Source organism: Klebsiella sp. Sb-30 (assembly GCF_057652795.1).
Genome location: NZ_CM172749.1, coordinates 2,279,304 through 2,302,774 on the forward strand (window position 1 = coordinate 2,279,304; position 23,471 = coordinate 2,302,774).

A 23,471-nucleotide genomic window follows, 5' to 3' on the forward strand; every position below is an offset into this window, starting at 1 on the left:
GCGGCCTGAATTTGCCCGGCCACCATTTTCCCCTGTTAGCCCTATCGCCCATATTATTTTCCGCAACGCAATTCAGTGGCGGTAAATTGCCCTCCTGCAGGTCAGTTGTGGCCTGCAGCCATTCTATTGCAGGAAAGGCACGGCGCCCGTTTAATCAACAGCGCCGCTGATTCTTAAGGTTTCTTAATATTCGGTGGCGGGCGGGGTAAATATTCTTCGCCTTATTCCCCGATTTTTTGACCGCCGCGGGCGCCAGTTTATTTAAATTAAGCCAGCGTCACAAAAGCCGGAAAAAAACACCCCCCGTCATTGCAACGTCCTGATGTCTCGCTATATGTTAAATTTGTGTTTAATAAATGATAATTAAGGGTTGGTTTTATGCATAGGAAAATTGGTGGTTTAGTGGTTTCACTGACGACAGTCTTCTCCTGTTCTGTTCTGGCAGAATTACCTCAGGGTTACCCGGCTGATTATCAAAAAGTGGTTGATGCCGGGGTGAAAGAGGGCAAGGTCGTGATCTATTCGACGACGGATACCAAAGCCGCAGGCCCGTTAATTAAAGGGTTTGAGGCGCAATACCCCGGGATAAAAGTTGAATATAACGATATGAACAGTACCGAACTCTATAATCGCTATATCAGCGAGCAGGCGGCGGGCGGCGGGAGCGGCGATGTGGTCTGGAGTTCATCGATGGATACGGCGCTAAAACTGGCGACGGATTATGCCGAAAAGTACGCCTCTCCGGAACTGAGCAAGCTGCCGAAATGGGCGGTCTGGCAGCAAAAAGCCTATGGAACCACCTACGAACCGGTGGTCTTTATCTATAACAAACGTTTGATTCCGCAGGGTGATGTCCCGGATTCGCACACCGCGCTGGCCAAACTGGTCACCGCGCAGGCGGATAAATTCAAAGGCAAAGTGACCACCTACGATATCGAGAAATCGGGGCTGGGCTTCATGCTGGCGGTACAGGACAGCAAAGCCGACGCCAACTATTTCGCCGATCTGGCCGGGATGGCGAAAGGCGGTCTGACCGTGCAGTCTTCAACCGGCACCATGATGGAGAGGGTCTCCTCGGGTGAAAACCTGCTGGGCTATAACATTCTCGGCTCCTACGCCGAGGCGCGGGCGAAAACCGATCCCTCATTAGGCATTTCCTATCCAAAAGATTATGTACTGGTATTGTCGCGGGTCTCGTTTATTACTCAGGAATCCGAACACCCGAATGCCGCCAGACTGTGGTTCGATTATGTTCTGTCGGAAAAAGGGCAGAGTATTCTGGCCAACCAGGCGGATATTCCCTCTATTCGTAATGATATTGAAGGTAAAAACGATATCGACGGCATGACCAAAATGTTGGGTAATGCGCTGAAGCCGATTCCGGTCGATGAAACGTTACTGGAATATCTTGAACCGAAAAAACGTCTGGAATTTATCAAACAATGGCGTACCGCCGCCGCAAAATAATACCTGCCGGAGGCGCATCATCGGATGCGCCGCCTTTTCGCGCCGGGTATTCCCGGTTTTCAACACCCGTCTGGTTTGTACTCCGCGCCTGACCAAAGGGATAAGCTATGAATGTAATACGCAGAAAGTGGCAGGGGCTACCGCGTGGCATCGTGGTAGTGATAACGGCATTAGTGATTTATATCCCGCTGTTATTTATCGTGGTGCAGAGCTTTCTTTCCGCCCCGTTTTTCGCCCGCAGCAAAGAATTCAGCCTCGGGGCCTTTGAATTTATTTTTACCGACCCCGACTTTTATCTCGCGCTGAAGTCCGGTTTTATTCTGGCGGTGGGGCTGGTGCTGATTGCGATACCGCTGGGCGGGATCCTCGCATTCTTAATGGTGCGTACTGATTTGCCCGGGCGACGGTTTATTGAACCGCTGATTCTGGTGCCGATTTTTGTTTCTCCGATGGTACTGGCTTTTGGTTATGTGGTCGCCGCCGGACCGGTCGGGTTTTTCTCGCAATGGGCAGAGCAGCTGCTGGGGGTTGTGCCGTGGAATATCTATTCCATGTTCAGCATTGTGGTGATTGCCGGGCTGACTCACGTCCCGCATGCCTATCTCTATATCTCCTCCGCGCTGCGTAGCGTCGGTTCGGATGTCGAAGAGGCGGCGCGGACGGTAGGGGCATCTCCGCTGCAGGTGATGACCTCGGTCAGCCTGCCGATGGTACGTCCGTCGATTCTCTATGCCTGCGTGCTGCTGTTTTTCCTCGGCCTTGAAGTGTTTGGTCTGATGCTGGTGCTGGGAGACCCGGAAGGCAACATGGTGCTGGCCACCTACCTGTATAAGCTCACCAATAAACTCGGTACGCCCTCCTATCATCTGATGGCGGCGGTGGCGGTCGTCCTTATCTGCATCACCATTCCGCTGGTCATGCTGCAGCGTCGCCTGATGCGCACGGCCAATCGGTTTGTGACCATGAAGGGCAAAGCGTCGCAGGCGCGAGCGCTACCGCTCGGCAAGTGGCGCTGGGTTGCCGGCGGGGTGGTGGTCTTCTGGCTAACCGTGACTATCGGCGTGCCGCTGATTGGCGTAGCCTTGCGGGCGTTTATCTCCAACTGGGGGGTGGGGGTTTCTATCTGGGATGAACTCTCGCTGGCGACCTTCCGTAATATCTGGCAGCAGCCGAACCTGCTGCGGGCCATCGTCAACTCCATGGCCATCGGTATTTTCGGCGGCGCGCTGGCGGTGATCTGCTACCTGTTTGTCGGGATTGCGATGCATCGCAAAGCGGATAATGTCACGCGCTTTCTCGACTACAGCGTGCTGGTTCCGCGTGCGGTGCCGGGCCTGCTGGCCGGACTGGCGTTCCTGTGGGTGTTTTTGTTCCTGCCGATGTGGCTGGATCAGTCGCTGAAAAACGGCTGGCTCTCGGCGCTGCCGGTGGCCGACTGGCTACGCGAACATCTGATTGTGCAGCTGCGGGCGCTGCGCAATACCATTTTCAGCGTCTGGCTGGCCTACACCGTTGTGTGGATGGCCTACGGGCTGCGGTTGATCTCCTCAACCCTGCTCCAGGTGGCGCCGGAGCTGGAGGAAGCCGCCCGGAGCAACGGCGCCTCGCGGGGCCAGGTTACGCGCCACGTTACGGTGCCGCTGTCGCGCTACGGCCTGATTGGTTCCTGGCTGCTGATGTTTCTGATCTTTGAGCGTGAGTATTCCACCGGCGTCTATCTGCTCTCGCCGGGAACGGAGACCATTGGTTCGATGCTGGTCTCGCTGTGGGCGGCGGGAGCCATCGATATTGTCGCCGCGCTTTCGTTTATCAATATCTTGCTGGTGGTGGTCGGGTTAGGTATCGCCCTGCGCTTTGGAGTGAAATTACATGATTGAATTATCAGTAGAAAATCTGCATCTGACCTACGGTGACAACCCGGTGCTGAAAGGGGTGTCGATGACCTTGAAGCGGGGAGAAGTGGTGTCGCTGCTGGGACCCTCTGGCAGCGGAAAAACCACCTTACTGCGTGCGGTTGCCGGGCTGGAGAAGCCCACCGGCGGGCGGATCGCTATCGGCAAGCAGACGGTCTATGACGGCAATCCGCGCAGCGAAATTCCGGCCGAGGCGCGCAATCTTGGGCTGGTGTTTCAGTCCTACGCTCTGTGGCCGCACAAAACGGTATTCGAGAACGTTGCCTACCCGCTCAGGCTGCGGAAAGTCGCCTCTGGCGAAATGAAACAGCGGGTGCAGGCGGTGCTCGATCAGCTGGGGCTGCGGCACCTCGGAAACCGCCATCCGCATCAGCTATCGGGAGGGCAGCAGCAGCGCGTGGCGATTGGTCGGGCGCTGGTCTACAACCCGCCGGTTATCCTGCTTGATGAACCGCTGTCGAACCTTGACGCCAAATTACGCGAAGAGGCGCGGGTTTTTCTGCGCGAGCTGATTATCAAGCTGGGGCTGTCGGCGCTGATGGTCACGCACGATCAGAACGAAGCGATGGCGATTTCCGATCGTATCCTGCTGCTCAACAATGGCGTGATTGAACAGCAGGGGACGCCGCAGGAGATGTATGGCAATCCGGCGACTCTGTTTGCCGCCGAGTTCATGGGCAGCAATAACCGCCTGCACGGTAAGATTACCGATGTGATGGACGGTCGGGCGCGGATTGAAGGGGCGAGCTGGGCGCTGTGGGGAATGGCGGACGGACGGGTCAGCGTCGGGCAGGAGGCGACGGCGGTGATCCGCGTTGAGCGTCTGTGCCTTGGGGCGACGCCCCAGGATAATATGCTGGAGCTACCGCTGTTAACCAGTATGTATCTCGGCGACCGCTGGGAGTATCTGTTCCGTACCCGGGGAGATGATTTCGCTATTCGCGCCTATGGTCCAGCGCTGCGCGACGACGGGCATTGTCACCTTACCTTCCCGGCCAATGATCTGTGGATTTTCCCGCGAACGTAGGCCTGAACGTCTCTGGCGGACGGCGATAGCGTGAGCGCCGTCCGCGAAATAAATAGCGTAATACTGGCGTCATGAAAATATACCGTTAAGAAACAATTTCACTGCGGTAATTCTATATTCTGTCTCTATTCACCGTCGCGGCGAATAATTCATCGCCGGCGGCATTGTGCATTGTCTCTCAGCGAATAAGCATTGCGCGAAATACAGTTAATATCCGTTATTAAGCAATTTAACCGCTCAAATTGTTTACTTTTTACGGAATCTTACGTTTGCACGCTGCCAGACAGCCATGTACCATAAACAAAAAAGCAACATTTGTGATACGTATCACTCTTTTTTGGGAAAATGGTCAGACCTACTTCGGCGCTGATTCCACCCCCATTTCTGCCCTCTGGATATTGCATACGCGTTCTGATTATCAAATGAAAAGGGATATTTTCCTTTTTTTCATGACGGTGTATGAGAATCGACTAATATCCAAACGATAACTCTATAAACATCATCGCCAGCGGCGATTTATTTTTTGTACGACTTAATGGCGTCGTGCCAGCAGGTCCGCTAAAGCGGTACCTTTCTGGAATCGGTTCCAAAGCAGCGTTTGCTGGGCTTGTAACAACAAAATCAGTAATTTAATTGACAGGAATGTGAGAATGTCGAGCGAAAAAACCAATAATTCGAGGCGTGATTTTTTAGTAAAATCAATGGCTTTGATACCCACGGTCGTGATCGGTAGCGGCAGCGTCGGCGCGGTTGCCGCCGCCAGCACCGCGCAGGCGGCGGAGCGTGCCACTGCCGGCGGATCCGCTTCCGCGACCACCGGCGACTGGAAACCGCAGTTTTTTAACGAACGCGAGTGGGCATTTATCAACGCCGCGGTAGCGCGCCTCATTCCGGCCGATGAACTGGGGCCTGGCGCACGCGAAGCCGGCGTACCGGAGTTTATCGATCGGCAGATGAATACTCCGTATGCCACCGGTTCCATCTGGTACATGCAGGGGCCGTTTAACCCCGATGTACCAAAAGAGATGGGTTATCAGCTGCCGTTGGTCCCCAAACAGATCTACAACCTCGGGATTGCCGACGCCGATGAATGGTGCCAGGGCCAGTATCACCAGCCGTTCGCCGGGCTGACCCCGGAACAACAGGATGCCGCTTTAAGTCAGTTTGAAGCCGGCAGCGCCGCCTTTAAACAGCTGCCGTCTTCGCTGTTCTTCTCTTATCTGCTGCAAAACACCCGCGAAGGTTTCTTCAGCGATCCGATTCATGGCGGCAACAAAGGCATGGTTGGCTGGACGCTGATTAATTTTCCCGGCGCACGCGCCGACTTTATGGACTGGGTTGAACGGGGTGAACGCTATCCCCTCCCGCCGGTATCAATTAATGGGGAGAGGGCATAACGATGACCACCGTACTGAAAAAAACCGACGTCGCGATTGTGGGCTTTGGCTGGGTTGGCGCCATTATGGCCAAAGAGTTGACCGAAGCCGGATTAAATGTTGTCGCCCTGGAGCGCGGCCCGATGCGCGATACCTGGCCTGACGGTGCTTATCCGCAGGTGGTTGACGAGCTGACTTACAATATTCGCCGTAAGTTATTCCAGGATCTGTCGAAAAGCACCGTCACTATTCGTCATAACACCAGCCAGCAGGCGGTACCGTATCGCCAGCTGGCGGCCTTTTTGCCGGGGACCGGCGTCGGTGGCGCCGGACTTCACTGGTCCGGGGTCCATTTCCGCGTGGATCCGATAGAACTGCGCATGCGCAGCCACTATGAAGAGCGCTACGGCAAAAGCTTTATCCCGCAGGATATGATTATTCAGGATTTTGGCGTCACCTACGACGAGCTGGAGCCCTTCTTCGATAAGGCTGAGAAAGTCTTTGGCACCTCCGGTACCGCCTGGTCGGTGAAGGGACAGGTAGTCGGCAAAGGGCGCGGCGGCAACGCCTTTGCGCCGGACCGTTCGGACGACTTCCCGCTGCCGGCGCAGAAAAACACCTGGTCGGCGCAGCTGTTTGAGAAAGCGGCGCGGGAAGTGGGTTACCACCCCTACAATCTGCCGTCGGCGAACACCTCGGACTCCTACACCAACCCTTACGGCGCGCAGATGGGGCCGTGCAACTTCTGCGGCTACTGCAGCGGCTACGCCTGCTACATGTATTCCAAAGCCTCGCCGAACGTCAACATCCTGCCCGCGCTGCGCCAGGAAAAACGCTTTGAGCTGCGCACCAACGCTAATGTTCTGAAGGTCAATCTGACCGCCGATAAGCAGCGCGCCACCGGCGTGACTTACGTCGACGGACAGGGGCGCGAAATGGAGCAGCCGGCAGATCTGGTGATTATCGGCGCCTTCCAGTTCCACAACGTTCACCTGATGCTGCTTTCCGGCATCGGCAAACCCTACGATCCGCAAACCGGGGAAGGGGTGGTGGGTCGCAACTTCGCCTATCAGAATATGACCACCATCAAGGCTATTTTTGATAAGAATACCTTTACCAATCCGTTTATCGGCGCCGGTGGTAACGGTGTCGGGGTGGATGACTTTAACGCCGATAACTTCGACCATGCCGAGGCCGGCTTTGTCGGCGGCTCGCCGTTCTGGGTCAACCAGGCCGGGACCAAACCCATCTCCGGACTTCCGGTTCCTCCGGGGACGCCGGCGTGGGGCAGCAAGTGGAAATCGGCGGTTGCCGATACCTACACCCATCATCTGTCGATGGACGCCCACGGCGCGCACCAGTCCTACCGCCAGAACTATCTCGATCTCGACCCGAACTACAAAAACGTCTTCGGCCAGCCGCTGCTGCGAATGACCTTTGACTGGCAGGAAAACGACATCAAGATGGCGCAGTTCATGTTCGATAAGATGGCGCCGATCGCCAAAGCGATGAAGCCGAAATATCTGCTCGGCAGCCCGAAAAATGCCAACAGCCACTTTGACACCACCAGCTACCAGACCACCCATATGAACGGCGGCGCGGTAATGGGCGAAGATCCGAAAACCAGCGCGGTGAACCGCTATCTGCAAAGCTGGGACGTGCATAACGTCTTCGTTATCGGCGCTTCGGCCTTCCCGCAGGGTCTGGGATATAACCCGACGGGGACGGTGGCCGCGCTGGCCTACTGGTCAGCAAAAGCGATCCGTGAACGGTACCTGAAAAACCCGGGTCCACTGGTGCAGGCATAAAGGAAGGCAAATGATGAAAATGCAATGGTTATCGGCACTGGTGCTCGGTGCGTTAAGCTGTGCGGCGTTTGCCGAAGAGGCGCCCGCGGACAGCAATTTGATTCAGCAGGGCGAGTATCTGGCGCGGGCCGGGGACTGCGTGGCCTGTCACACCAACGGTAAAGAGGGGAAACCTTTTGCCGGCGGCCTGGCGATGGAGACGCCTATTGGCACGATTTACTCCACCAACATTACCCCGGACAGCGCCCACGGCATCGGCGGCTATACCTTCGAGGAGTTCGACGACGCGGTGCGCAAAGGGGTTCGCAAGGATGGCTCAACCCTCTATCCGGCGATGCCGTACCCGTCATTCGCCCGGGTGAGCGAAGCGGATATGCGGGCGATGTACGCCTACTTTATGCATGGCGTGGCGCCGGTTGCCGAGGCGAATCGCGATACCGATATTCCGTGGCCGCTGTCAATGCGCTGGCCGCTGGCGTTCTGGCGCGGGATCTTCGCTCCGACGCCGGCCGATTTTGTCGCGAATCCGCAGGTCGACCCGGTGCTGGAGCGCGGGCGCTATCTGGTGGAGGGACTCGGTCACTGCGGGGCCTGCCACACTCCGCGTAGCCTGACGATGCAGGAAAAAGCGCTTAGCGAAAGCGAGGGTGACGACTATCTGGCAGGCAGCAATGCGCCGATTGACGGCTGGGTGGCTTCCAGCCTGCGCGGCGAAAATCGGGACGGTCTGGGCACCTGGAGCGAAGCCGAACTGGCGGAGTTCCTGAAAACCGGGCGTAACGATAAGTCCGTGGTCTTCGGGGGAATGAGCGATGTAGTGGAACACAGCCTGCAGTATCTCTCTGACGACGATATCACCGCGATTGCCCGCTATCTGAAATCGCTGCCGCCGCGCGGTGGAAAACAGACCCCGGCGCCGGTTGAAGACAGCGTAGCGAAGGATCTGTGGAAGGGCGATGACAGCAAGCCCGGCGCGGCGCTGTACGTGGATAACTGCGCGGCCTGCCACCGTACCGATGGCGTGGGTTACAAGCGCGCCTTCCCGTCGCTGAAGGGCAACCCGGTAGTGCAGACCGAAGATGCGACGTCGCTCATCCACATCATCCTCACCGGCAGCACCACGCCGGCGGTGAAAAATGCGGTGTCTAATCTGACCATGCCCTCGTTCGGCTGGCGTCTGGATGACCAGCAGGTGGCGGATGTGGTCAACTTTATCCGCACCAGCTGGGGGAACCACGCCTCGCCGGTGAGCGCCAGCGATGTGGCAAAAGTGCGTAAGGACAAGTCGATCGTTCGCGATGAGAAGGCGACAGGTAATGTCGACATCTCGAAACTGCCTGTTTCCGGTCAGTAACCGTCGTGGATGCGCCGCCCGGGTGGCGCATCCCGAACGGATTGTCGACGCTAACGGCGGTCTGAACCAAGGAGAGTACATTCATGCTGCATGCCGAAGGACTGAGCGGCATCTTTGATGACCGGGTGCTGTTCCAGGCGCTGACTCTGACGGTCGGGCCAGGCGAACTCCTGCAGGTGGCCGGCGATAACGGCGCCGGGAAAACCTCGCTGCTGCGGATGCTGTGCGGCCTGACGCGTCCGGAAAGCGGTACGGTGAGCTGGCAGGGCGAACCGCTGGCGAGCGTGCGTGAAGCGTTTCATCGTCAGCTGCTGTGGCTCGGGCATAAGCCCGGCGTCAAAACGGCGCTGACCGCGGACGAAAATTTGCATTTCTTCTTCCCGCAAACCCGGCAGCAGACGCGAGAAGCGGCGCTGGCCGAAATGGGGCTGGCGGGTTATGAAGATGTCCCGCTGAGTCAGCTCTCCGCCGGACAGCAGCGGCGGGTGGCGTTGACCCGTCTGTGGTTGACGTCGGCGACGCTGTGGATCCTTGACGAGCCGTTTACCGCGCTCGACGCGTCGGCTATTGCGACCTTAAGTCGTCGGCTGGAGCAGCATGTTCTGGCGGGTGGCAGCGCGATCCTCACGACTCATCAGCCCCTGCGTCCGCTGGCCTGCGCTCTGCGCACGTTAAGGCTCGGCGCCGGAGAGGAGGAAAACGCATGATGTGGACGCTGTTTGCCCGCGAAATGCGCCTGGCATGGCGCAACGGGGCAGAGATTCTCAATCCGCTGTGGTTTTTCCTGGTGGTGATCACCCTGTTTCCGTTTGGCGTCGGCGCCGACCCGCAGCTGCTGGTACAGATCGCGCCCGGCATTGTCTGGGTTGCCGCGCTGCTGGCGGCGCTGCTGGTGATGGACCGCCTGTTTCGCGACGACTGGCAGGACGGTTCGCTTGAGCAACTGCTGCTGCTGCCGACACCGCTGGTGGCGGTGGTTGTGGTCAAGGTGCTCGCCCATTGGGCGATGACCGGTCTGCCGCTGCTGGTGGTATCCCCGCTGGCGGCGCTGCTGCTGGGGATGGCCCCCCACGATGCCGGCGTACTGGCGCTGACCCTGCTGCTGGGGACGCCGACCCTGAGTTTTCTCGGTGCGGTTGGCGTCGGCCTGACGGTAGGACTGCGGCGCGGCGGGGTTCTGCTGAGTCTGCTGGTGCTGCCGCTGTCGGTTCCGCTGCTTATTTTTGCCTGCGGCGCCATTCAGGCTGGCGCCGCGGGGCTGCCGGTGGATGGCTATCTGGCGATTCTGGCGGCGTTTTTAGCCGCCAGCGCCACGTTGTGTCCGTTCGCCACCGCCGCCGCATTACGGCTGACGGTGCAATAATTCGCTGCGGTGACGCTGCCGCAGTCATAAAAACAGTAGTGTGAGCAAACGTTATGTGGAAAGCATTACATCAACTGGCGATACCCGAACGGCTGTACGGCCTGTGCGGCCGCTGTATTCCCTGGCTGACGGCCTTGAGCGCACTGCTGCTGGCGGTGGGGCTGGTGTGGGGATTTGTCTACGCGCCGGCGGATTATCAGCAGGGGCAAAGCTATCGGATTATGTATCTGCATGTCCCGGCGGCCATGTGGTCGATGGGCGTCTATCTGGCGATGGCCGTCGCCGCCTTTGTGGGGCTGGTCTGGCAGATGAAAATGGCCGATCTGACGGTGGCGGCGCTGGCGCCGGTGGGCGCCGCCTGCACGGCCATCGCGTTGGTCAGCGGGGCGGCATGGGGGAAACCGATGTGGGGAACGTGGTGGATCTGGGACGCGCGCCTGACGTCGGAGCTGGTTTTGCTGTTTCTCTATGCCGGGATTATCGCCCTCTGGCACGCCTTCGACGATCGCCGTCTGGCGGGCAGGGCGGTCGGTATTCTGGTGCTGGTGGGGGTGGTGAATCTGCCTGTCATTCACTATTCGGTCATCTGGTGGAACACGCTGCATCAAGGGTCGACCAACATGCAACAGTCGATTGACCCCAGTATGCGTCTGCCGTTGCGAATCTGTATTCTGGCCTTCCTGAGCCTGGTGGCCACGCTGACCCTGATGCGCCTGCGCAATTTGATTCTGTTACAGGAGCGGCGCCGGCCCTGGGTCCAGGCGCTGGTCACGGCCCCAAAAGGAGCGGAGAAATGACCCCCGCCTTTTCATCTGTCGCCGCCTTTCTGGCGATGGGCGGCTACGCATTTTATGTCTGGCTGGCGGTGGCGGCGACGCTGCTGATCTTCGGGGTTCTGACGCTGCATACCTGGTGGCAGCGACGGACGCTGTTCCGCGAGCTGAGTCGTCAGCAGGCCCGGGAGCGGCGTATCGCCGCCGCTCGCCGCCGTGCAGAAGCGGAGGGCGCCGATGCAAACGCGTCGTAAAACCCGGCTCGGGATCGCGCTGGCGGTGCTGGTTGGCCTCGGGTTGACCATTGGCCTGACGCTGTATGCCCTCAGCGCCAATATCGATCTCTTCTACACGCCGGGGGAGATCCTGTATGGCAAAACGGAAACTCATCAGCGGCCACATCACGGCCAGCGTCTGCGGATCGGCGGCTATGTACAGCCCGGCAGCGTCAAGCGTGATCCGCAGACCCTGGACGTCAGTTTCCGACTGTACGACGCTCGCGGTGTGGTGGAGGTCAGCTATCGGGGCATTCTGCCGGACCTCTTCCGCGAGGGGCAGGGAGTGGTAGCCCAGGGGGTGCTCGATGGCGATCGGCACATTACCGCCCGGCAGGTGCTGGCAAAGCACGATGAGAACTATACGCCGCCGGAAGTGAAAGAGGCGCTGCAGCCGGAGAAGAAAGGAGAACAACCATGATGCCGGAACTGGGGCACTATCTGCTGTGCCTGGCGACAGGCCTCGCGCTACTGCTGGGCATTTATCCGCAATGGGGCGCGGCGCGGCAGGAGCCGCGGCTAATGGCGCTGGCGCGGCCTCTGGCCTGCGCGCTCTTTTTCTGCGTCGCGGGCGCTTTTCTCGTGCTGGTCCATGCCTTCGTGGTCAATGATTTCACCGTGCGCTATGTCGCGGATAACTCGAACAGCGCGCTGCCGGTGTGGTACCGGGTCGCGGCGACCTGGGGCGCCCATGAAGGCTCATTGCTGCTGTGGGTGCTCCTGCTGAGCGTCTGGACTTTCGCGGTGGCGCTGTTCAGTCGGCGGATGCCGCAGGACGCCGTGGCGCGGGTGCTGGCAGTGATGGGGACCATCGCCTTCGGCTTTCTGCTGTTTATTCTGTTCACCTCGAATCCGTTTGCCCGCACGCTGCCGCTCTATCCGGTTGATGGTCGCGACCTTAATCCGCTGCTGCAGGATATCGGCATGATTTTCCATCCGCCGATCCTGTATATGGGCTACGTGGGCTTCTCGGTGGCGTTCGCCTTTGCGATTGCGTCGCTGCTCGCCGGACGGCTGGATACCGCCTGGGCGCGCTGGTCGCGTCCGTGGACCCAGGCGGCATGGGTATTCCTGACTCTGGGTATCGTGCTGGGCTCTGCCTGGGCCTACTACGAGCTGGGATGGGGTGGCTGGTGGTTCTGGGATCCGGTGGAGAACGCCTCGTTTATGCCATGGCTGGTGGGGACGGCGCTGCTGCACTCCCTGGCGGTCACCGAGCAACGCGGGAGCTTCCGGGCCTGGACCGTGCTGCTGGCGATTGCCGCCTTTTCACTGTGCCTGCTGGGAACCTTCCTGGTGCGCTCCGGGGTGCTGGTGTCGGTCCATTCGTTCGCCTCGGATCCGACGCGCGGGCTGTTTATTCTGGCGCTGCTGGTGGTGGCTATCGGCGGTTCGCTGCTGCTGTATGCCCTGAAGGGGGGGCAGGTACGGGCGCGAGTCGAACATGCGCTGTGGTCGCGAGAGTCGTTTCTGCTGGGGAACAATATTTTGCTGATCGCCGCCATGCTGGTGGTTCTGCTTGGCACGCTGCTACCGCTGGTGCACAAAGAGCTGGGGCTTGGCAGTATCTCGATCGGCGAACCCTTTTTTAATCTGCTGTTCACCGCGCTGATGGCGCCGTTTGCGCTGTTGCTGGGACTGGGACCGTTGATCCGCTGGCGACGCGACCAGCCGGGCAAGCAGCTTAAGCGGCTGGCGATTGCGCTGCTGGTGACATTGTCACTTTCTCTGCTGCTGCCGTGGCTGTTGCAGGACCGGATTGTCGCCATGGCGGTTCTGGGTCTGATGATGGCGATTTGGGTACTGCTCTTTGCCCTGATTGAAATCCATGAACGGGCGACCCACCGGCACGGTTTCTGGCGCGGCCTGCGGGTGATTTCGCGCAGCCAGTGGGGAATGGTGCTGGGTCACGTTGGCGTGGCGGTCACCGTTATCGGGATTACCTTCAGCCAGAACTACAGTATTGAGCGCGACGTACGGATGAAAACCGGCGATAGCATCGATATTCATCGCTACCATTTCGTGTTCGACGGGGTGCGCAACATCGTCGGCCCGAACTGGACCGGCGGTGAAGGGGTGATTACGGTGACGCGCAACGGTCGCCCGGAGGCAACGCTGTATGCGGAAAAACGTTACTACAGCGCCAGCCGTATGATGATGACCGAAGCGGCGATCGGCGGCGGTTTGACGCGCGATCTGTATGCCGCGTTGGGGGAAGAGCTGGACGATGGCAGCTGGGCGGTGCGTCTGTACTACAAACCGTTCGTGCGCTGGATTTGGTTCGGCGGCGGCCTGATGGCCCTTGGCGGCCTGTGCTGCATGCTCGACCCGCGCTACCGGATGCGTAAACAACGGCAGGAGGCACAATGAAGCGCAGGCTGCTTTTTATTCCGCTGGCGCTGTTTCTGCTGCTGGCGATGGCGCTGTTCTGGCAATTGATGCGTAACGCCGAGGGCGACGATCCGACGATGCTCGAATCTGCGCTGATCGGCAAACCGCTGCCTGAGTTTCGCCTTGAGGCGTTGACGGCGCCGGGAAAAACCTACAGCCGTGCGGCGCTGATCGACGGGAAACCGCTGCTGCTGAATGTCTGGGCCACCTGGTGCCCGACCTGTCGCGCCGAACATCAGTTCCTGAATGCGCTGTCCGGGCAGGGGGTTCGCGTCGTCGGGCTGAACTACAAAGATGACCGGCAGAAGGCGGTGAACTGGCTCGACAGTCTCGGCAACCCCTATGCGCTGAGTCTGTTCGACGGCAGCGGCATGCTGGGGCTTGATCTGGGCGTATATGGCGCGCCGGAAACCTTTCTGATTGATGGCCAGGGCATTATTCGCTGGCGTCACGCCGGCGATCTGAACGCCCGGGTGTGGCGCGAACAGCTCCAGCCGCTATGGCTGAAATATACCCAGGAGCCGGCAGCATGAGGCGCTGGATACTGGCGCTGATGGCGCTGCTGCTCGCCGGCCAGGCGCTGGCCGCCATCGATACCTGGCAGTTCAAAAACGAAGCGCAGGAGCAGGCGTTTCGCGAGATCACTTCGCAGCTGCGCTGCCCGAAGTGCCAGAACAACAGTATTGCGGACTCGAATGCGATGATCGCCGCCGATATGCGGCTGAAGGTTTATGAGCTGATGCAGCAGGGACAAAGCAAAGATCAAATCATCGCCTATATGGTGGCGCGCTACGGCCATTTCGTCAGCTATGAACCGCCGTTGACCGCCGGGACCTTACTGTTGTGGCTGGTTCCGGGGCTGTTTGTTATCGCCGGTGTCGCGCTGCTGGTGGCGCGAACCCGACGTCGCGGTGGCGCAAGCGCTGCACTGAGTGAACAAGAGCGTCAGCGGCTGGCGGCGTTACTGAACAAAGGAGAGGATTGATGACCCTGTTTTTATTGCCGGCGCTCCTGATGTTGGCCGGGGCGCTGGCGCTGCTCTATTTTCCGTGGCAGGGGAAGGCGGCGGCGGATCGCGATAGTCTGAACCGGACGCTGTACCAGACGCGGCTCGACGAGCTGGCGCAGGAGGACAACGTTGCCGACCGGGAAGCGATGGTGGTTGAACTGCAGCGTACGCTGCTGGCCGATATTCCCGACGTCACGCCGGCTAAAGTCCGCCCGCTCAGCCGTTGGGTGCTGCTGCCCGGCGCGGCGGCGCTGGTACTGTTGAGTAGCGGGATCTTCCTTAAAACCAGCGATATTGGCCAGGTGTTGCTCTGGCAGCAGGCGGAACGTCAGACTCCTGCGCTGCTCCAGCAGGTGCAAGACCCAACGGCGGCGCCGCTGCGGATGGATCAGCTGGCTCAGCTCAGGCTCGGGCTGCGCAGCCAGTTACAGGATCGGCCTGACGATCTTGCTGGCTGGCAGCTGCTGGGACGTATTGCCCTGTTGCTCAACGATGGCGAGACGGCGATCGGCGCCTTTGCCCGCGCCCATCAGCTGGCGGCGGGCGATCCGCTGGCCGCATTCGATTACGCCAGCGTACTGGTGCGGGCCGGCGATAGCGGCCAGCTGCGGATGGCAGAACTGCTGCTGCGCGAACTGCATCAGCGGCAGCCGCACAATCTGCCGGTGCTGGAACTGCTGGCGCTGAGCGCGCTGCGTAGCGAAGATTACCCGCAGGCGGTTGCGGCATTGCAACAACTGCTGGATATATTGCCGGCGAACGATGCGCGACGTCAGGCCATTGAACGCCAGCTGGCGCAGGCGAGCGCGCGTTAATCGGCCGGGATAATCATTGCCCGCCGGGCCGCGGGGGGCGTTTATCGCCCGAGCGACCAGCACATAAAAAAAGCCCCTGTTTCGCGGCAGGGGCAAACCATGTCAGAGCATCATGGAATTAGTTAAAAACCATACCGCCGTCGATCAGTAGCGACTGGCCGGTCATATAGTCGGAGTCCGGGCTCGCCAGATACGACACGCAGGCCGCGACGTCTTCCGGTTCGGATAAACGTCCCAGGGTGATGCGTTTCGCGAACTCGGCCGTACCGTAGCCCAGCGGTTTACCCGCCGCTTCCGAAACCTGACGATCGATCTCTGCCCACATTGGGGTTTTGACGATCCCCGGACAGTAGCCGTTAACGGTGATCCCCAGCGGCGCCAGGTCGCGGGCGGCGGTCTGGGTCAGGCCGCGCACGGCGAATTTACTCGAACTGTAGACCGCCAGCTCCGGATTGCCGACGTGCCCGGCCTGGGAACAGGCGTTGATGATTTTCCCGCCGTGGCCCTCTTTTTTAAAGGCGTCGACGGCCGCCTGAATGCCCCAGATGACGCCTTTGACGTTGATGTTATAGACCTTATCGACGGTCTCCTCGACGATCGCTTCGATCGGCGTCGACGGGGCGATGCCGGCATTGTTGACGATAACGTCGAAACCGCCCAGCGCTGTACACGCCTGTTCGACGGCGGCGAAAACCTGTTCACGGCGCGCGACGTCTACCTTAAGCGCCAGCGCCCGGCCGCCGTGCTGGTTGATCTCGGCGGCCACGGCTTTCGCCGCGGTATCGTTGTAATCGGCAATGGCCACGGCAAATCCGTCTTTAACCAGGCGCAGCGCGATAGCTTTACCGATGCCCTGAGCGGCGCCGGTGATAAGGGCGACTTTTTGCATATTTCTTTCCTTTTTGTAGTGACTCACAGTATTTGGCTGAGATGGAGTTGCCCCATCAGCAGAGGGTTATCGCGGTAGTCGACCGGAATAGCGACCACCGCCGGGCCATCGACGTCCATGGCGGCACGTAATGTCGGCTCCAGCGCGTCGGCGCTCTCCACCGAAAAGCCTTTGGCCCCGAAAGATTCGGCGTAGGCTTTGAAATCAACCGGACCGAACTCTACGCCGGAGAGGCGCTGGTATTTTTTCTGTTCCTGAATCGCCACCATGTTGTAACCGTTGTCGACCCAGATGATATGCAGGATATTGGCCTGCAGCCGGACGGCGGTCTCCAGCTCCATGCTGGATTGCAGGAACCCGCCGTCGCCGGAGACCGAGACCACTTTGCGCTGCGGATTGACCAGCCAGGCGCCGATTGCCCACGGCAGCGCGACGCCCATCGTCTGCTGACCGTTGGAAATCATCACCTGGCGGGCGCGGAAGCTGTACAGATAGCGGGCGATCCAGATATGGAAGCTGCCCATGTCGACGGTGAGGGTGACATCGCTGTTGACGATATCCTGCATCGCCCGCACGATGCGCAGCGGATGAAGGGCAAATTGATTCAGCTGCGCGCCGCGGCGGTCGAGCAGCTCGCGCTGATGCTGGCGATCGGTGAGGATCTCCGCCGCCTGCGGGGTTAACACCAGCTTATGGCTGATGCGTCGGGTCAGTTTGTTCAGCGTCGCGGCGATATCACCCACCAGCTCCATATCGGGGGTGTAGTTACGCTCTTCATAGGCCGGCAGCACGTCGATATGTACCAGCGTCGCGTTACCGCGGTTCCACATCGCCGGTTCATATTCGACCGGGCTGTAGCCGATGCAGATGATCAGGTCGGCGAGGTGGAGCAGGCGGTCGCCGGCCTGGTTGTTAAACAGTCCGACCCGGCCGGCGAAGCGCGCAAAGTGCTGCTGATTGACCGCCCCGGCGGCCTGGTAGGTGCTGGTGACCGGAATATGACTCTGTTCCAGCAGCTGGTGCAGGGCGCGGCTGTTTTCCGGCTGGCTGGCCATCAGCCCGAGCAGGAAAACCGGGTTCCTGGCGGCGGCGATCATCTGCGCGACCTTCTCGATCGCCTCGTCAGGGGCCGCGCCCATTTGCGGGGCGTTGCCGACCGGGAGAATCGCGCCGTGGGTGGGTTGATCGACAACATCCTGCGGCAGGCTGATAAAGGCGCTACCGGGGCGCCCCTGCTCAGCGGCGCGGAAAGCGTTGGAGACAACTTCCGCCAGCGCGTCGGCGGCGGTCACTTCAACGGCATATTTGGTCACCGGACTGAACATCGCCACGGTATCCATGCTTTGATGGACCAGTTTTGCCTTATCCGCCCGCTTAACCGCGCCACCCAGCGCCACCACCGGATCGCCCTCGCTGTTCGCGGTAGCCATCCCGGTAATCAGATTCGAACAGCCTGGGCCGGAGGTGACCAGCGCGACGCCCGCTTTACCGGTCAGGCGACCGACTGCCGCGGCCATAAAGGCGGCATTAGCTTCGTGGCGCACGGGAATAATCCGGATGGTGGAGTCCAGCAGCGAATCGAAGACTTTATCTATTTTCGCGCCGGGGATGCCGAAGACCTGGCGGACGCCCTGGGCCTCAAGCTGACTGACTATCATATCCGCGCCGTGCGCCCACTGGCGTTCGTGACGTTGATTGTCCATATGAAGCTCCTTAGTTTTCTACCGCGCGAATGGCGGCGTCGAGATTGTCAGGATGCAAATCGGCCTGGAGAAAAGCGCTGTCGGCCGGGAGGTCAATCAGCAGTTTGTGGATCTCGCCGAAAGTCAGCACGCCGCTATCGAGCTGGTAATCCAGCAGATGGCCGCCGCCCTGACGATCGTCGGTGATGAAGTGTTCGTGATACCCGGCGACGTTAATCCCCTGCATATGCTGCGGGGTGCGAAAACCGACCAGTATCCCTTTGCGCTGGTTGAAGCGGAACACCGGCTGGTCGTCCAGAACATCGGTCATCGCCCGGTAGGGGGGAGTCTGGCGGGGTACGGTCCGGGTATGGGCGTGGCGAAAATGGCCGTCGATATGCAGGGCGCAGAACAGATTGTCGGAGGGGATCTGTCGGTCGATGATCTCATGCAACTGCTGGCGGTTTACCGGGTGGTCGAAGCTGACGCGGTGCTGCGGTCGAAACCAGGTCATCACCGCGAACGGTGTTTTTTGGTCCCCGCGGGCTTTGCGCGCGCTGCCGTCGGCGCGCAGCTGGTAGACCTCGCTGCTGAAGGCGATCAGTTCGCCATCGAGTTCGTTAAAGGTTCCGAGACCGAAATCGCCGTGGGTGAGCAGGTCGGCGATGGTGGTATTGCCCTCATAGACGCCGCTCAGGAGCGCGCTCATCAAAGAGGTCTGATAGAGCACGTTATCAGGCTGCTGGGCAGAAAAACCGCGTACGGTTTCGCACAGGCTTTGCTGGCAGGTGCATGCAGAAGAATGGGTCATCAGAGACTTCCTCGTTCAACAAATATAAGAAAGATTAAATAATTGTTGACCCGATTCAGCTCTCAGTTCCAATATACAAAGCATGCTGGTTTGAGACGTTTTTGATATGGAACTTCGTTATCTACGCTATTTTGTCGCCGTGGCCGAGGCGCGAAATTTCACCCGCGCCGCCAGGGAGCTTGGCATCTCTCAACCGCCATTAAGTCAGCAAATTCAGAGGCTTGAGAGGGAGATTGGTACGCCATTGCTGCGCCGTCTGACGCGGGGAATTGAGCTGACGGAAGCGGGAGAATCGTTTTATGAAGATGCCTGCCAGATCCTTGCTCTGAGCGACGCGGCGCTGGAAAAGACCAAAGGTATCGCCCGCGGGATGAACGGCAGGCTGGCGTTAGGTATCACCAGTTCTAATGCTTTTCATCCGCAGATTTTCGCGCTGCTGCGCCAGTTTCAGCGCCGCTATCCGGCGGTCGCCCTGCGCCAGGTCGAAGGCAATATGGCGGCGCTGATGAGCGCGCTGGGGGAAGGGGAGCTGGATATCGCCTTTGTGCGCCTGCCGTGCGAAAGCAGCAAAGCGTTTAACCTGCGCATTATCGATGTGGAGCCGATGGTTATCGCCCTGCACCGTGACCACCCGCTTGCCGGTGAGAACGCGCTATCGCTGGTACAACTGCAGGAGACCGCGCCGATTCTGTTTCCGCGTGAGGTGGCCCCGGGACTGTATGAGCAGGTCTTTAATAGCTGTTTGCGCGCCGGTATCGATATGCAGCAGGCGAGTCAATCTTCGCAACTCTCCTCCTCCTTAAGCATGGTGGCTGCCGGATTTGGTTTCGCGCTGGTGCCACAGTCGATGACCTGTATCCACCATCCCGAAGTCATCTATCGCCCGTTATCGGGGACGCCGGTGACGACCGATGTTGCGATTGCGTGGCGGCGATTCGAACGATCGCGAACGGTAAAACGTTTTCTGGAGATGTTTTAGCCGCTCCGGTGGGCTATCGGAGCCGTATCAGCGGTCGGGTTGTGGCTATGAGAGGTAGACGTTAGCCGCCGTCGGACCGCGCAGGCCGTTGACCCGGCGAAATTCAACGCGAATACCTGGAATTATGGTTTCTGATTCACCAGGGGATAATGCAGAAATATGGACCTGAACGTCTTTACGACCATCGGAGGGAATTATAAGGCCTTTGCCGGTTTTATTATCAAACGCTTTGACAATGCCTGTCATTTTTTGGAACAAATAAAATCCTTGTAAAAATAAGTACCGGCGAACTATACATTAATCGAACAATAAAGCTATCGATTTAATTTTTTACCGGAGCAGGCTTCCGGATGGCTAAAATAAATCTTGCTAATAAATATACCCTGTGCCTTAATAGCCAGGTCGGTTTGTAAGACAGAAAGCAGTTCACTAAAGCAGTCCTCATTTCCAGGCGTTATCGCTGATACCTCCTTCCTTGAGTCCCTCCATTAAGTGTTAAGTTGATTCTGTAGCGCAAACCAGTTTGCCGATTAAGGGCTCATAAAAAGGAATATCGAATGTCGAATAAAATGACTGGTTTAGTCAAATGGTTTAACGCAGATAAAGGCTTCGGCTTCATTACGCCGGCCGACGGCAGCAAGGACATCTTCGTCCACTTTTCTGCGATTCAAAGCGAAGACTTCCGCACCCTGTTTGAAGGGCAGAAGGTTGAGTTTGTGGTCGGCAGCGGCGCGAAAGGCCCGGCGGCGACAAACGTTTCCATCGTAGGCTAAGTATGCTGAACATGGGCGGGTCTGCGATAACGAAGACGGCAGCAGCCTGAGTAGACAGATTTACCCGTGGAACAGACAGAATAGATTTATTTAAAACCCGCCAGAGTGCGGGTTTTCTATTTGCCAAAAAAATAACAACCGATTGTGCCATTCATTCAAGGTGATAAGAATAATCTAATCAGTGTTGGATTTCGTGGAACAATCAGCGTCTGGCATCTAGAGATTAAGCAGCATTTTTTGCTGTTGTCTGGAAGAGTTTGTGGCAGTAGGGGCAAATGAGCTGGGCGCCTTTTTGTACTCGGCTGAAGCTGTGTTCTGAATCCTGGGAGCAATTAGGGCAGGTGCATTTTACAAGATAATTACGGCGGCTTTTGGCATCTTTTCGATCTGACATATGATTTCCTTCCTGATTTAATGGCCTGAAACCATACATCATTATTAAATAAATAGCCCGAACTCATTGTCTTTTGCCGAAAATAAACCGACGGCAGGAAAATATCCCGCCGGAAAAATGAGGCGCCTGCTCAGCAGGAACGGGCGCCTCCTGAGCAGGTTGTCGGTTATTGCGCGACCCAGCCGCCGTCCATGTTCCATGCCGCGCCGCGCACCTGGGCGGCGCCTTCGCTACAGAGAAACAGCGCCAGTTCACCCAGCTGTTCCGGGGTGACAAACTCGCCGGAGGGCTGCTTTTCCGCCAGCAGCTGTTCGCGGGCCTGCTCAGGGTCGCTACCTTCAGCGATGCGTTTATCGATCTGCTGCTGTACCAGCGGGGTTAGCACCCAGCCGGGACAAATCGCATTGCAGGTCACGCCGGTTCTGGCTGTCTCCAGCGCCAGCGTTTTGCTCAGGCCGATCACGCCGTGTTTGGCCGCGACGTAGGCCGACTTATCCTTCGAGGCCACCAGGCCGTGAACCGAGGCAATATTGATAATGCGCCCCCAGTTACGCGCCCGCATCCCGGGGAGCGCCAGACGACTGGTGTGAAAAACGCTGGAGAGGTTGATAGCTATAATATCGTTCCACTTCTCTACGGCAAAATGCTCCACCGGCGCCACGTGCTGGATCCCGGCGTTATTAATCACAATATCCACGCCGCCAAATTGTGCCTCGGCGTAGGCCATCATCGCCTCAATTTGCTGCACATCGCGCAGGTCGGCATCGTGATATCCCGGGGTTTTGCCGATTTGCGCCACTTCCGCGCGCGCGGATGCGCTATCGCCAAAGCCGTTGAGGATCAGCTGCGCGCCGGATTTTGCCAGTACCTTCGCGATCCCTAAACCGATACCGCTTGTTGAGCCGGTGACCAGCGCCACCTTTCCGTTCAGATTCATGCTATTTTCCTTCATGATGCCGGTAAAATATTGTCGCATCAGACAATGCCGGTTAAATAGAAGACGGCAATGACAAACAGAACCGCCAGACTTTTAATCAGGGTAATGGCAAAAATGCCGCCGTAGGCCTGACGATGGCTGAGGCCGGTAATCGCCAGCAGGGTGATTACCGCGCCATTATGCGGCAGCGTATCCATACCGCCGCTGGCCATCGAGGCCACGCGATGCAGCACCTCCAGCGGAATATCGGCGGCGTGGGCGGCAGCGATAAAGGTCTCCGACATCGCCGCGAGGGCGATACTCATCCCGCCCGATGCGGAACCGGTAATCCCCGCCAGCACCGTCACGCTGATGGCTTCATTCAGCAGCGGGTTGGGAATGGCCGTCAGCGCTTTTGACAAAACCAGGAAACCGGGCAGCGCGGCAATGACGGCGCCAAAGCCATATTCCGAAGCCGTATTCATCGCCGCGAGAATAGCGCCGCTAACGGCGGTGCGGCTGCCTTCCGCCAGACGCCCGCGGATATTGCGAAAGCCGAACACCAGCACCACGACAATGCCAGCCAGCAGCGCTGCTTCAACGGCCCAGATCGCGGTGATTTTGCCCACTTCGGTGACGATCGGCTTCGCCAGTCCCGGTAAAACCAGCTCGTGAGTGGTACCGTACCACCGCGGGATCCAGCGGGTAAACAGCAGGTTCAGGATCCCAACCAGCAGCAGCGGGGCAATGGCTATCAGCGGATGGGGAAGGTTGATGTTGTCCGGCGTGTCCGGCTCGTTTTGTAAATCCGTGCCGTAACCTTCTCCCGCGTGCTGGGCTTTACGGCGTTGACGTTCCAGCCAGAGCAGACCGAAGATGATGATAAACAGCGATCCGATCGTTCCAAGCCAGGGGGCTGCCCAGGCGTTGGTGCCAAAGAAACTGGTGGGAATAATGTTCTGGATCTGCGGCGTCCCGGGCAGGGCATCCATGGTGAATGAAAACGCCCCCAGCGCAACGGTGGCCGGAATCAGCCGTTTGGGGATAGCGCTCTGGCGGAACAGCTCGGCGGCAAACGGGTAGACCGCGAAGGCCACCACAAACAGCGAGACGCCGCCATAGGTTAACAGGGCGCAAACCAGGACGATGACCGGGATGGCGTGACGTCGGCCGAGGATCTGAATGGCGGCGGCGACGATGGCGCGCGAGAAGCCCGACAGCTCAATAAGCTTGCCGAACACCGCGCCCAGCAGAAACACCGGGAAGTAGAGTTTTACAAACCCGACCATTTTTTCCATAAACAGACCGGTAAAGGTCGGTCCTACTGCGCCAGGGTCGGTGAGCAGTACTGCGCCGAGGGCGGCGATAGGGGCAAAGAGGATAACGCTATATCCTCGATAGGCCGCCAGCATCAGTAATGCCAGCGCGGCCAGGGCAATCAAAACACTCATCACGA

Annotated in this window: 24 protein-coding genes; 17 read left to right on the top strand and 7 right to left on the bottom strand. The window is 58.8% G+C overall.

From position 1 onward, the window contains the following. Positions 1-378 precede the first annotated feature (378 nt). The 15 genes from AC236I_RS10665 to ccmI all read left to right on the top strand — a co-directional run bounded on the left by AC236I_RS10665 (position 379) and on the right by ccmI (position 15,571). Complete coding sequence (locus AC236I_RS10665; RefSeq protein WP_004863020.1) at positions 379-1,467, top strand: ABC transporter substrate-binding protein; 1,089 nt, start codon at positions 379-381, stop codon at positions 1,465-1,467. Between the two features lie 107 nt (positions 1,468-1,574). After that, the gene (locus AC236I_RS10670; protein WP_327204497.1) at positions 1,575-3,344 is read left to right on the top strand and encodes an ABC transporter permease; all 1,770 of its coding nucleotides are present in this window, start codon (positions 1,575-1,577) and stop codon (positions 3,342-3,344) included. Further along, positions 3,337-4,407, top strand: a complete 1,071-nt coding sequence (locus AC236I_RS10675; RefSeq protein ID WP_487608791.1) for an ABC transporter ATP-binding protein — start codon at positions 3,337-3,339, stop codon at positions 4,405-4,407. Before AC236I_RS10670 ends, AC236I_RS10675 begins: the two co-directional genes overlap by 8 nt. Before the next feature lie 650 nt (positions 4,408-5,057). Further along, positions 5,058-5,804 (top strand): gluconate 2-dehydrogenase subunit 3 family protein, encoded by a 747-nt coding sequence (locus tag AC236I_RS10680; protein ID WP_004863012.1) that lies wholly within the window; start codon positions 5,058-5,060, stop codon positions 5,802-5,804. A gap of 2 nt (positions 5,805-5,806) precedes the next feature. Next, the gene (locus AC236I_RS10685; RefSeq protein ID WP_004863011.1) at positions 5,807-7,591 is read left to right on the top strand and encodes a GMC family oxidoreductase; all 1,785 of its coding nucleotides are present in this window, start codon (positions 5,807-5,809) and stop codon (positions 7,589-7,591) included. Positions 7,592-7,601: 10 nt separating this feature from the next. Then, on the top strand, positions 7,602-8,945 hold the full coding sequence (locus AC236I_RS10690; protein WP_004863010.1) for a c-type cytochrome: 1,344 nt from the start codon (positions 7,602-7,604) through the stop codon (positions 8,943-8,945). 83 nt (positions 8,946-9,028) lie between these two features. Continuing rightward, positions 9,029-9,652, top strand: coding sequence for a cytochrome c biogenesis heme-transporting ATPase CcmA (gene ccmA / locus AC236I_RS10695; protein ID WP_015584146.1), 624 nt, complete (start codon positions 9,029-9,031; stop codon positions 9,650-9,652). Then, positions 9,649-10,308: a heme exporter protein CcmB gene (gene ccmB / locus AC236I_RS10700; protein WP_032717706.1), complete on the top strand. Its 660-nt coding sequence runs from the start codon at positions 9,649-9,651 to the stop codon at positions 10,306-10,308. The genes ccmA and ccmB overlap by 4 nt, the downstream gene beginning before the upstream one ends. Before the next feature lie 53 nt (positions 10,309-10,361). Then, positions 10,362-11,105 carry a heme ABC transporter permease gene (locus tag AC236I_RS10705; RefSeq protein ID WP_004863001.1) on the top strand — a complete coding sequence of 248 codons (744 nt, stop codon included), beginning with the start codon at positions 10,362-10,364 and terminating at the stop codon, positions 11,103-11,105. Continuing rightward, positions 11,102-11,335 (top strand): heme exporter protein CcmD, encoded by a 234-nt coding sequence (gene ccmD / locus AC236I_RS10710; RefSeq protein WP_004862998.1) that lies wholly within the window; start codon positions 11,102-11,104, stop codon positions 11,333-11,335. Before AC236I_RS10705 ends, ccmD begins: the two co-directional genes overlap by 4 nt. Next, positions 11,319-11,777, top strand: a complete 459-nt coding sequence (gene ccmE / locus AC236I_RS10715; protein WP_004862993.1) for a cytochrome c maturation protein CcmE — start codon at positions 11,319-11,321, stop codon at positions 11,775-11,777. Before ccmD ends, ccmE begins: the two co-directional genes overlap by 17 nt. Continuing rightward, a complete protein-coding gene (locus AC236I_RS10720) occupies positions 11,774-13,726 on the top strand; it encodes a heme lyase CcmF/NrfE family subunit (RefSeq protein WP_104896377.1) in 1,953 nt (650 codons plus the stop codon). The genes ccmE and AC236I_RS10720 overlap by 4 nt, the downstream gene beginning before the upstream one ends. Then, positions 13,723-14,280, top strand: a complete 558-nt coding sequence (locus AC236I_RS10725; RefSeq protein ID WP_004862986.1) for a DsbE family thiol:disulfide interchange protein — start codon at positions 13,723-13,725, stop codon at positions 14,278-14,280. Before AC236I_RS10720 ends, AC236I_RS10725 begins: the two co-directional genes overlap by 4 nt. A gap of 8 nt (positions 14,281-14,288) precedes the next feature. After that, the gene (locus AC236I_RS10730) at positions 14,289-14,732 is read left to right on the top strand and encodes a cytochrome c-type biogenesis protein (protein WP_160873517.1); all 444 of its coding nucleotides are present in this window, start codon (positions 14,289-14,291) and stop codon (positions 14,730-14,732) included. After that, complete coding sequence (gene ccmI, locus AC236I_RS10735; RefSeq protein WP_487608792.1) at positions 14,732-15,571, top strand: c-type cytochrome biogenesis protein CcmI; 840 nt, start codon at positions 14,732-14,734, stop codon at positions 15,569-15,571. Before AC236I_RS10730 ends, ccmI begins: the two co-directional genes overlap by 1 nt. Positions 15,572-15,689: 118 nt before the next feature. Here the strand turns inward: ccmI and AC236I_RS10740 are convergent, their stop codons facing one another. The 3 genes from AC236I_RS10740 to budA are packed head-to-tail and all read right to left on the bottom strand — an operon-like array spanning position 15,690 to position 18,953. Then, positions 15,690-16,460: a (S)-acetoin forming diacetyl reductase gene (locus AC236I_RS10740; protein WP_487608793.1), complete on the bottom strand. Its 771-nt coding sequence runs from the start codon at positions 16,458-16,460 to the stop codon at positions 15,690-15,692. A gap of 23 nt (positions 16,461-16,483) precedes the next feature. After that, entirely contained in the window at positions 16,484-18,163 is a 1,680-nt protein-coding gene (gene alsS, locus AC236I_RS10745) for an acetolactate synthase AlsS (RefSeq protein ID WP_015584151.1), read from the bottom strand. Between the two features lie 10 nt (positions 18,164-18,173). Next, positions 18,174-18,953 carry an acetolactate decarboxylase gene (gene budA, locus AC236I_RS10750; RefSeq protein WP_004862971.1) on the bottom strand — a complete coding sequence of 260 codons (780 nt, stop codon included), beginning with the start codon at positions 18,951-18,953 and terminating at the stop codon, positions 18,174-18,176. 106 nt (positions 18,954-19,059) lie between these two features. On the opposite strand from budA, the gene AC236I_RS10755 reads away from it, so the two are divergent. Then, entirely contained in the window at positions 19,060-19,932 is an 873-nt protein-coding gene (locus AC236I_RS10755; RefSeq protein ID WP_487608794.1) for a LysR family transcriptional regulator, read from the top strand. Positions 19,933-19,977: 45 nt separating this feature from the next. Here the strand turns inward: AC236I_RS10755 and cspF are convergent, their stop codons facing one another. Further along, positions 19,978-20,190, bottom strand: coding sequence for a cold shock-like protein CspF (gene cspF / locus AC236I_RS10760; RefSeq protein ID WP_004862967.1), 213 nt, complete (start codon positions 20,188-20,190; stop codon positions 19,978-19,980). A 299-nt stretch (positions 20,191-20,489) separates the two neighbouring features. Between cspF and cspE the strand changes: the two genes are divergently transcribed. Continuing rightward, on the top strand, positions 20,490-20,705 hold the full coding sequence (gene cspE, locus AC236I_RS10765) for a transcription antiterminator/RNA stability regulator CspE (RefSeq protein WP_004862963.1): 216 nt from the start codon (positions 20,490-20,492) through the stop codon (positions 20,703-20,705). 223 nt (positions 20,706-20,928) lie between these two features. Here the strand turns inward: cspE and AC236I_RS10770 are convergent, their stop codons facing one another. From AC236I_RS10770 to AC236I_RS10780, 3 genes are all read right to left on the bottom strand, one after another. Next, positions 20,929-21,099, bottom strand: a complete 171-nt coding sequence (locus AC236I_RS10770; RefSeq protein ID WP_213084092.1) for a YnfU family zinc-binding protein — start codon at positions 21,097-21,099, stop codon at positions 20,929-20,931. 166 nt (positions 21,100-21,265) lie between these two features. Continuing rightward, on the bottom strand, positions 21,266-22,036 hold the full coding sequence (locus tag AC236I_RS10775) for a 3-hydroxybutyrate dehydrogenase (RefSeq protein WP_015584153.1): 771 nt from the start codon (positions 22,034-22,036) through the stop codon (positions 21,266-21,268). A gap of 38 nt (positions 22,037-22,074) precedes the next feature. Next, entirely contained in the window at positions 22,075-23,469 is a 1,395-nt protein-coding gene (locus AC236I_RS10780; protein ID WP_196772927.1) for a GntP family permease, read from the bottom strand. Positions 23,470-23,471: the final 2 nt, after the last annotated feature.

Bases quoted from the DNA above. Each gene is read 5' to 3' on its own strand.
- AC236I_RS10755 (WP_487608794.1), top strand. From the start codon at position 19,060: ATGGAACTTCGTTATCTACGCTATTTTGTCGCCGTGGCCGAGGCGCGA.
- AC236I_RS10665 (WP_004863020.1), top strand. From the start codon at position 379: ATGCATAGGAAAATTGGTGGTTTAGTGGTTTCACTGACGACAGTCTTC.
- alsS (WP_015584151.1), bottom strand. From the start codon at position 18,163: ATGGACAATCAACGTCACGAACGCCAGTGGGCGCACGGCGCGGATATG.
- AC236I_RS10670 (WP_327204497.1), top strand. From the start codon at position 1,575: ATGAATGTAATACGCAGAAAGTGGCAGGGGCTACCGCGTGGCATCGTG.
- AC236I_RS10685 (WP_004863011.1), top strand. From the start codon at position 5,807: ATGACCACCGTACTGAAAAAAACCGACGTCGCGATTGTGGGCTTTGGC.
- cspE (WP_004862963.1), top strand. From the start codon at position 20,490: ATGTCGAATAAAATGACTGGTTTAGTCAAATGGTTTAACGCAGATAAA.
- ccmD (WP_004862998.1), top strand. From the start codon at position 11,102: ATGACCCCCGCCTTTTCATCTGTCGCCGCCTTTCTGGCGATGGGCGGC.
- budA (WP_004862971.1), bottom strand. From the start codon at position 18,953: ATGACCCATTCTTCTGCATGCACCTGCCAGCAAAGCCTGTGCGAAACC.
- AC236I_RS10775 (WP_015584153.1), bottom strand. From the start codon at position 22,036: ATGAATCTGAACGGAAAGGTGGCGCTGGTCACCGGCTCAACAAGCGGT.
- ccmB (WP_032717706.1), top strand. From the start codon at position 9,649: ATGATGTGGACGCTGTTTGCCCGCGAAATGCGCCTGGCATGGCGCAAC.
- AC236I_RS10675 (WP_487608791.1), top strand. From the start codon at position 3,337: ATGATTGAATTATCAGTAGAAAATCTGCATCTGACCTACGGTGACAAC.
- AC236I_RS10720 (WP_104896377.1), top strand. From the start codon at position 11,774: ATGATGCCGGAACTGGGGCACTATCTGCTGTGCCTGGCGACAGGCCTC.
- ccmE (WP_004862993.1), top strand. From the start codon at position 11,319: ATGCAAACGCGTCGTAAAACCCGGCTCGGGATCGCGCTGGCGGTGCTG.
- AC236I_RS10740 (WP_487608793.1), bottom strand. From the start codon at position 16,460: ATGCAAAAAGTCGCCCTTATCACCGGCGCCGCTCAGGGCATCGGTAAA.
- AC236I_RS10680 (WP_004863012.1), top strand. From the start codon at position 5,058: ATGTCGAGCGAAAAAACCAATAATTCGAGGCGTGATTTTTTAGTAAAA.
- AC236I_RS10725 (WP_004862986.1), top strand. From the start codon at position 13,723: ATGAAGCGCAGGCTGCTTTTTATTCCGCTGGCGCTGTTTCTGCTGCTG.
- AC236I_RS10770 (WP_213084092.1), bottom strand. From the start codon at position 21,099: ATGTCAGATCGAAAAGATGCCAAAAGCCGCCGTAATTATCTTGTAAAA.
- ccmA (WP_015584146.1), top strand. From the start codon at position 9,029: ATGCTGCATGCCGAAGGACTGAGCGGCATCTTTGATGACCGGGTGCTG.
- AC236I_RS10705 (WP_004863001.1), top strand. From the start codon at position 10,362: ATGTGGAAAGCATTACATCAACTGGCGATACCCGAACGGCTGTACGGC.
- AC236I_RS10690 (WP_004863010.1), top strand. From the start codon at position 7,602: ATGATGAAAATGCAATGGTTATCGGCACTGGTGCTCGGTGCGTTAAGC.
- ccmI (WP_487608792.1), top strand. From the start codon at position 14,732: ATGACCCTGTTTTTATTGCCGGCGCTCCTGATGTTGGCCGGGGCGCTG.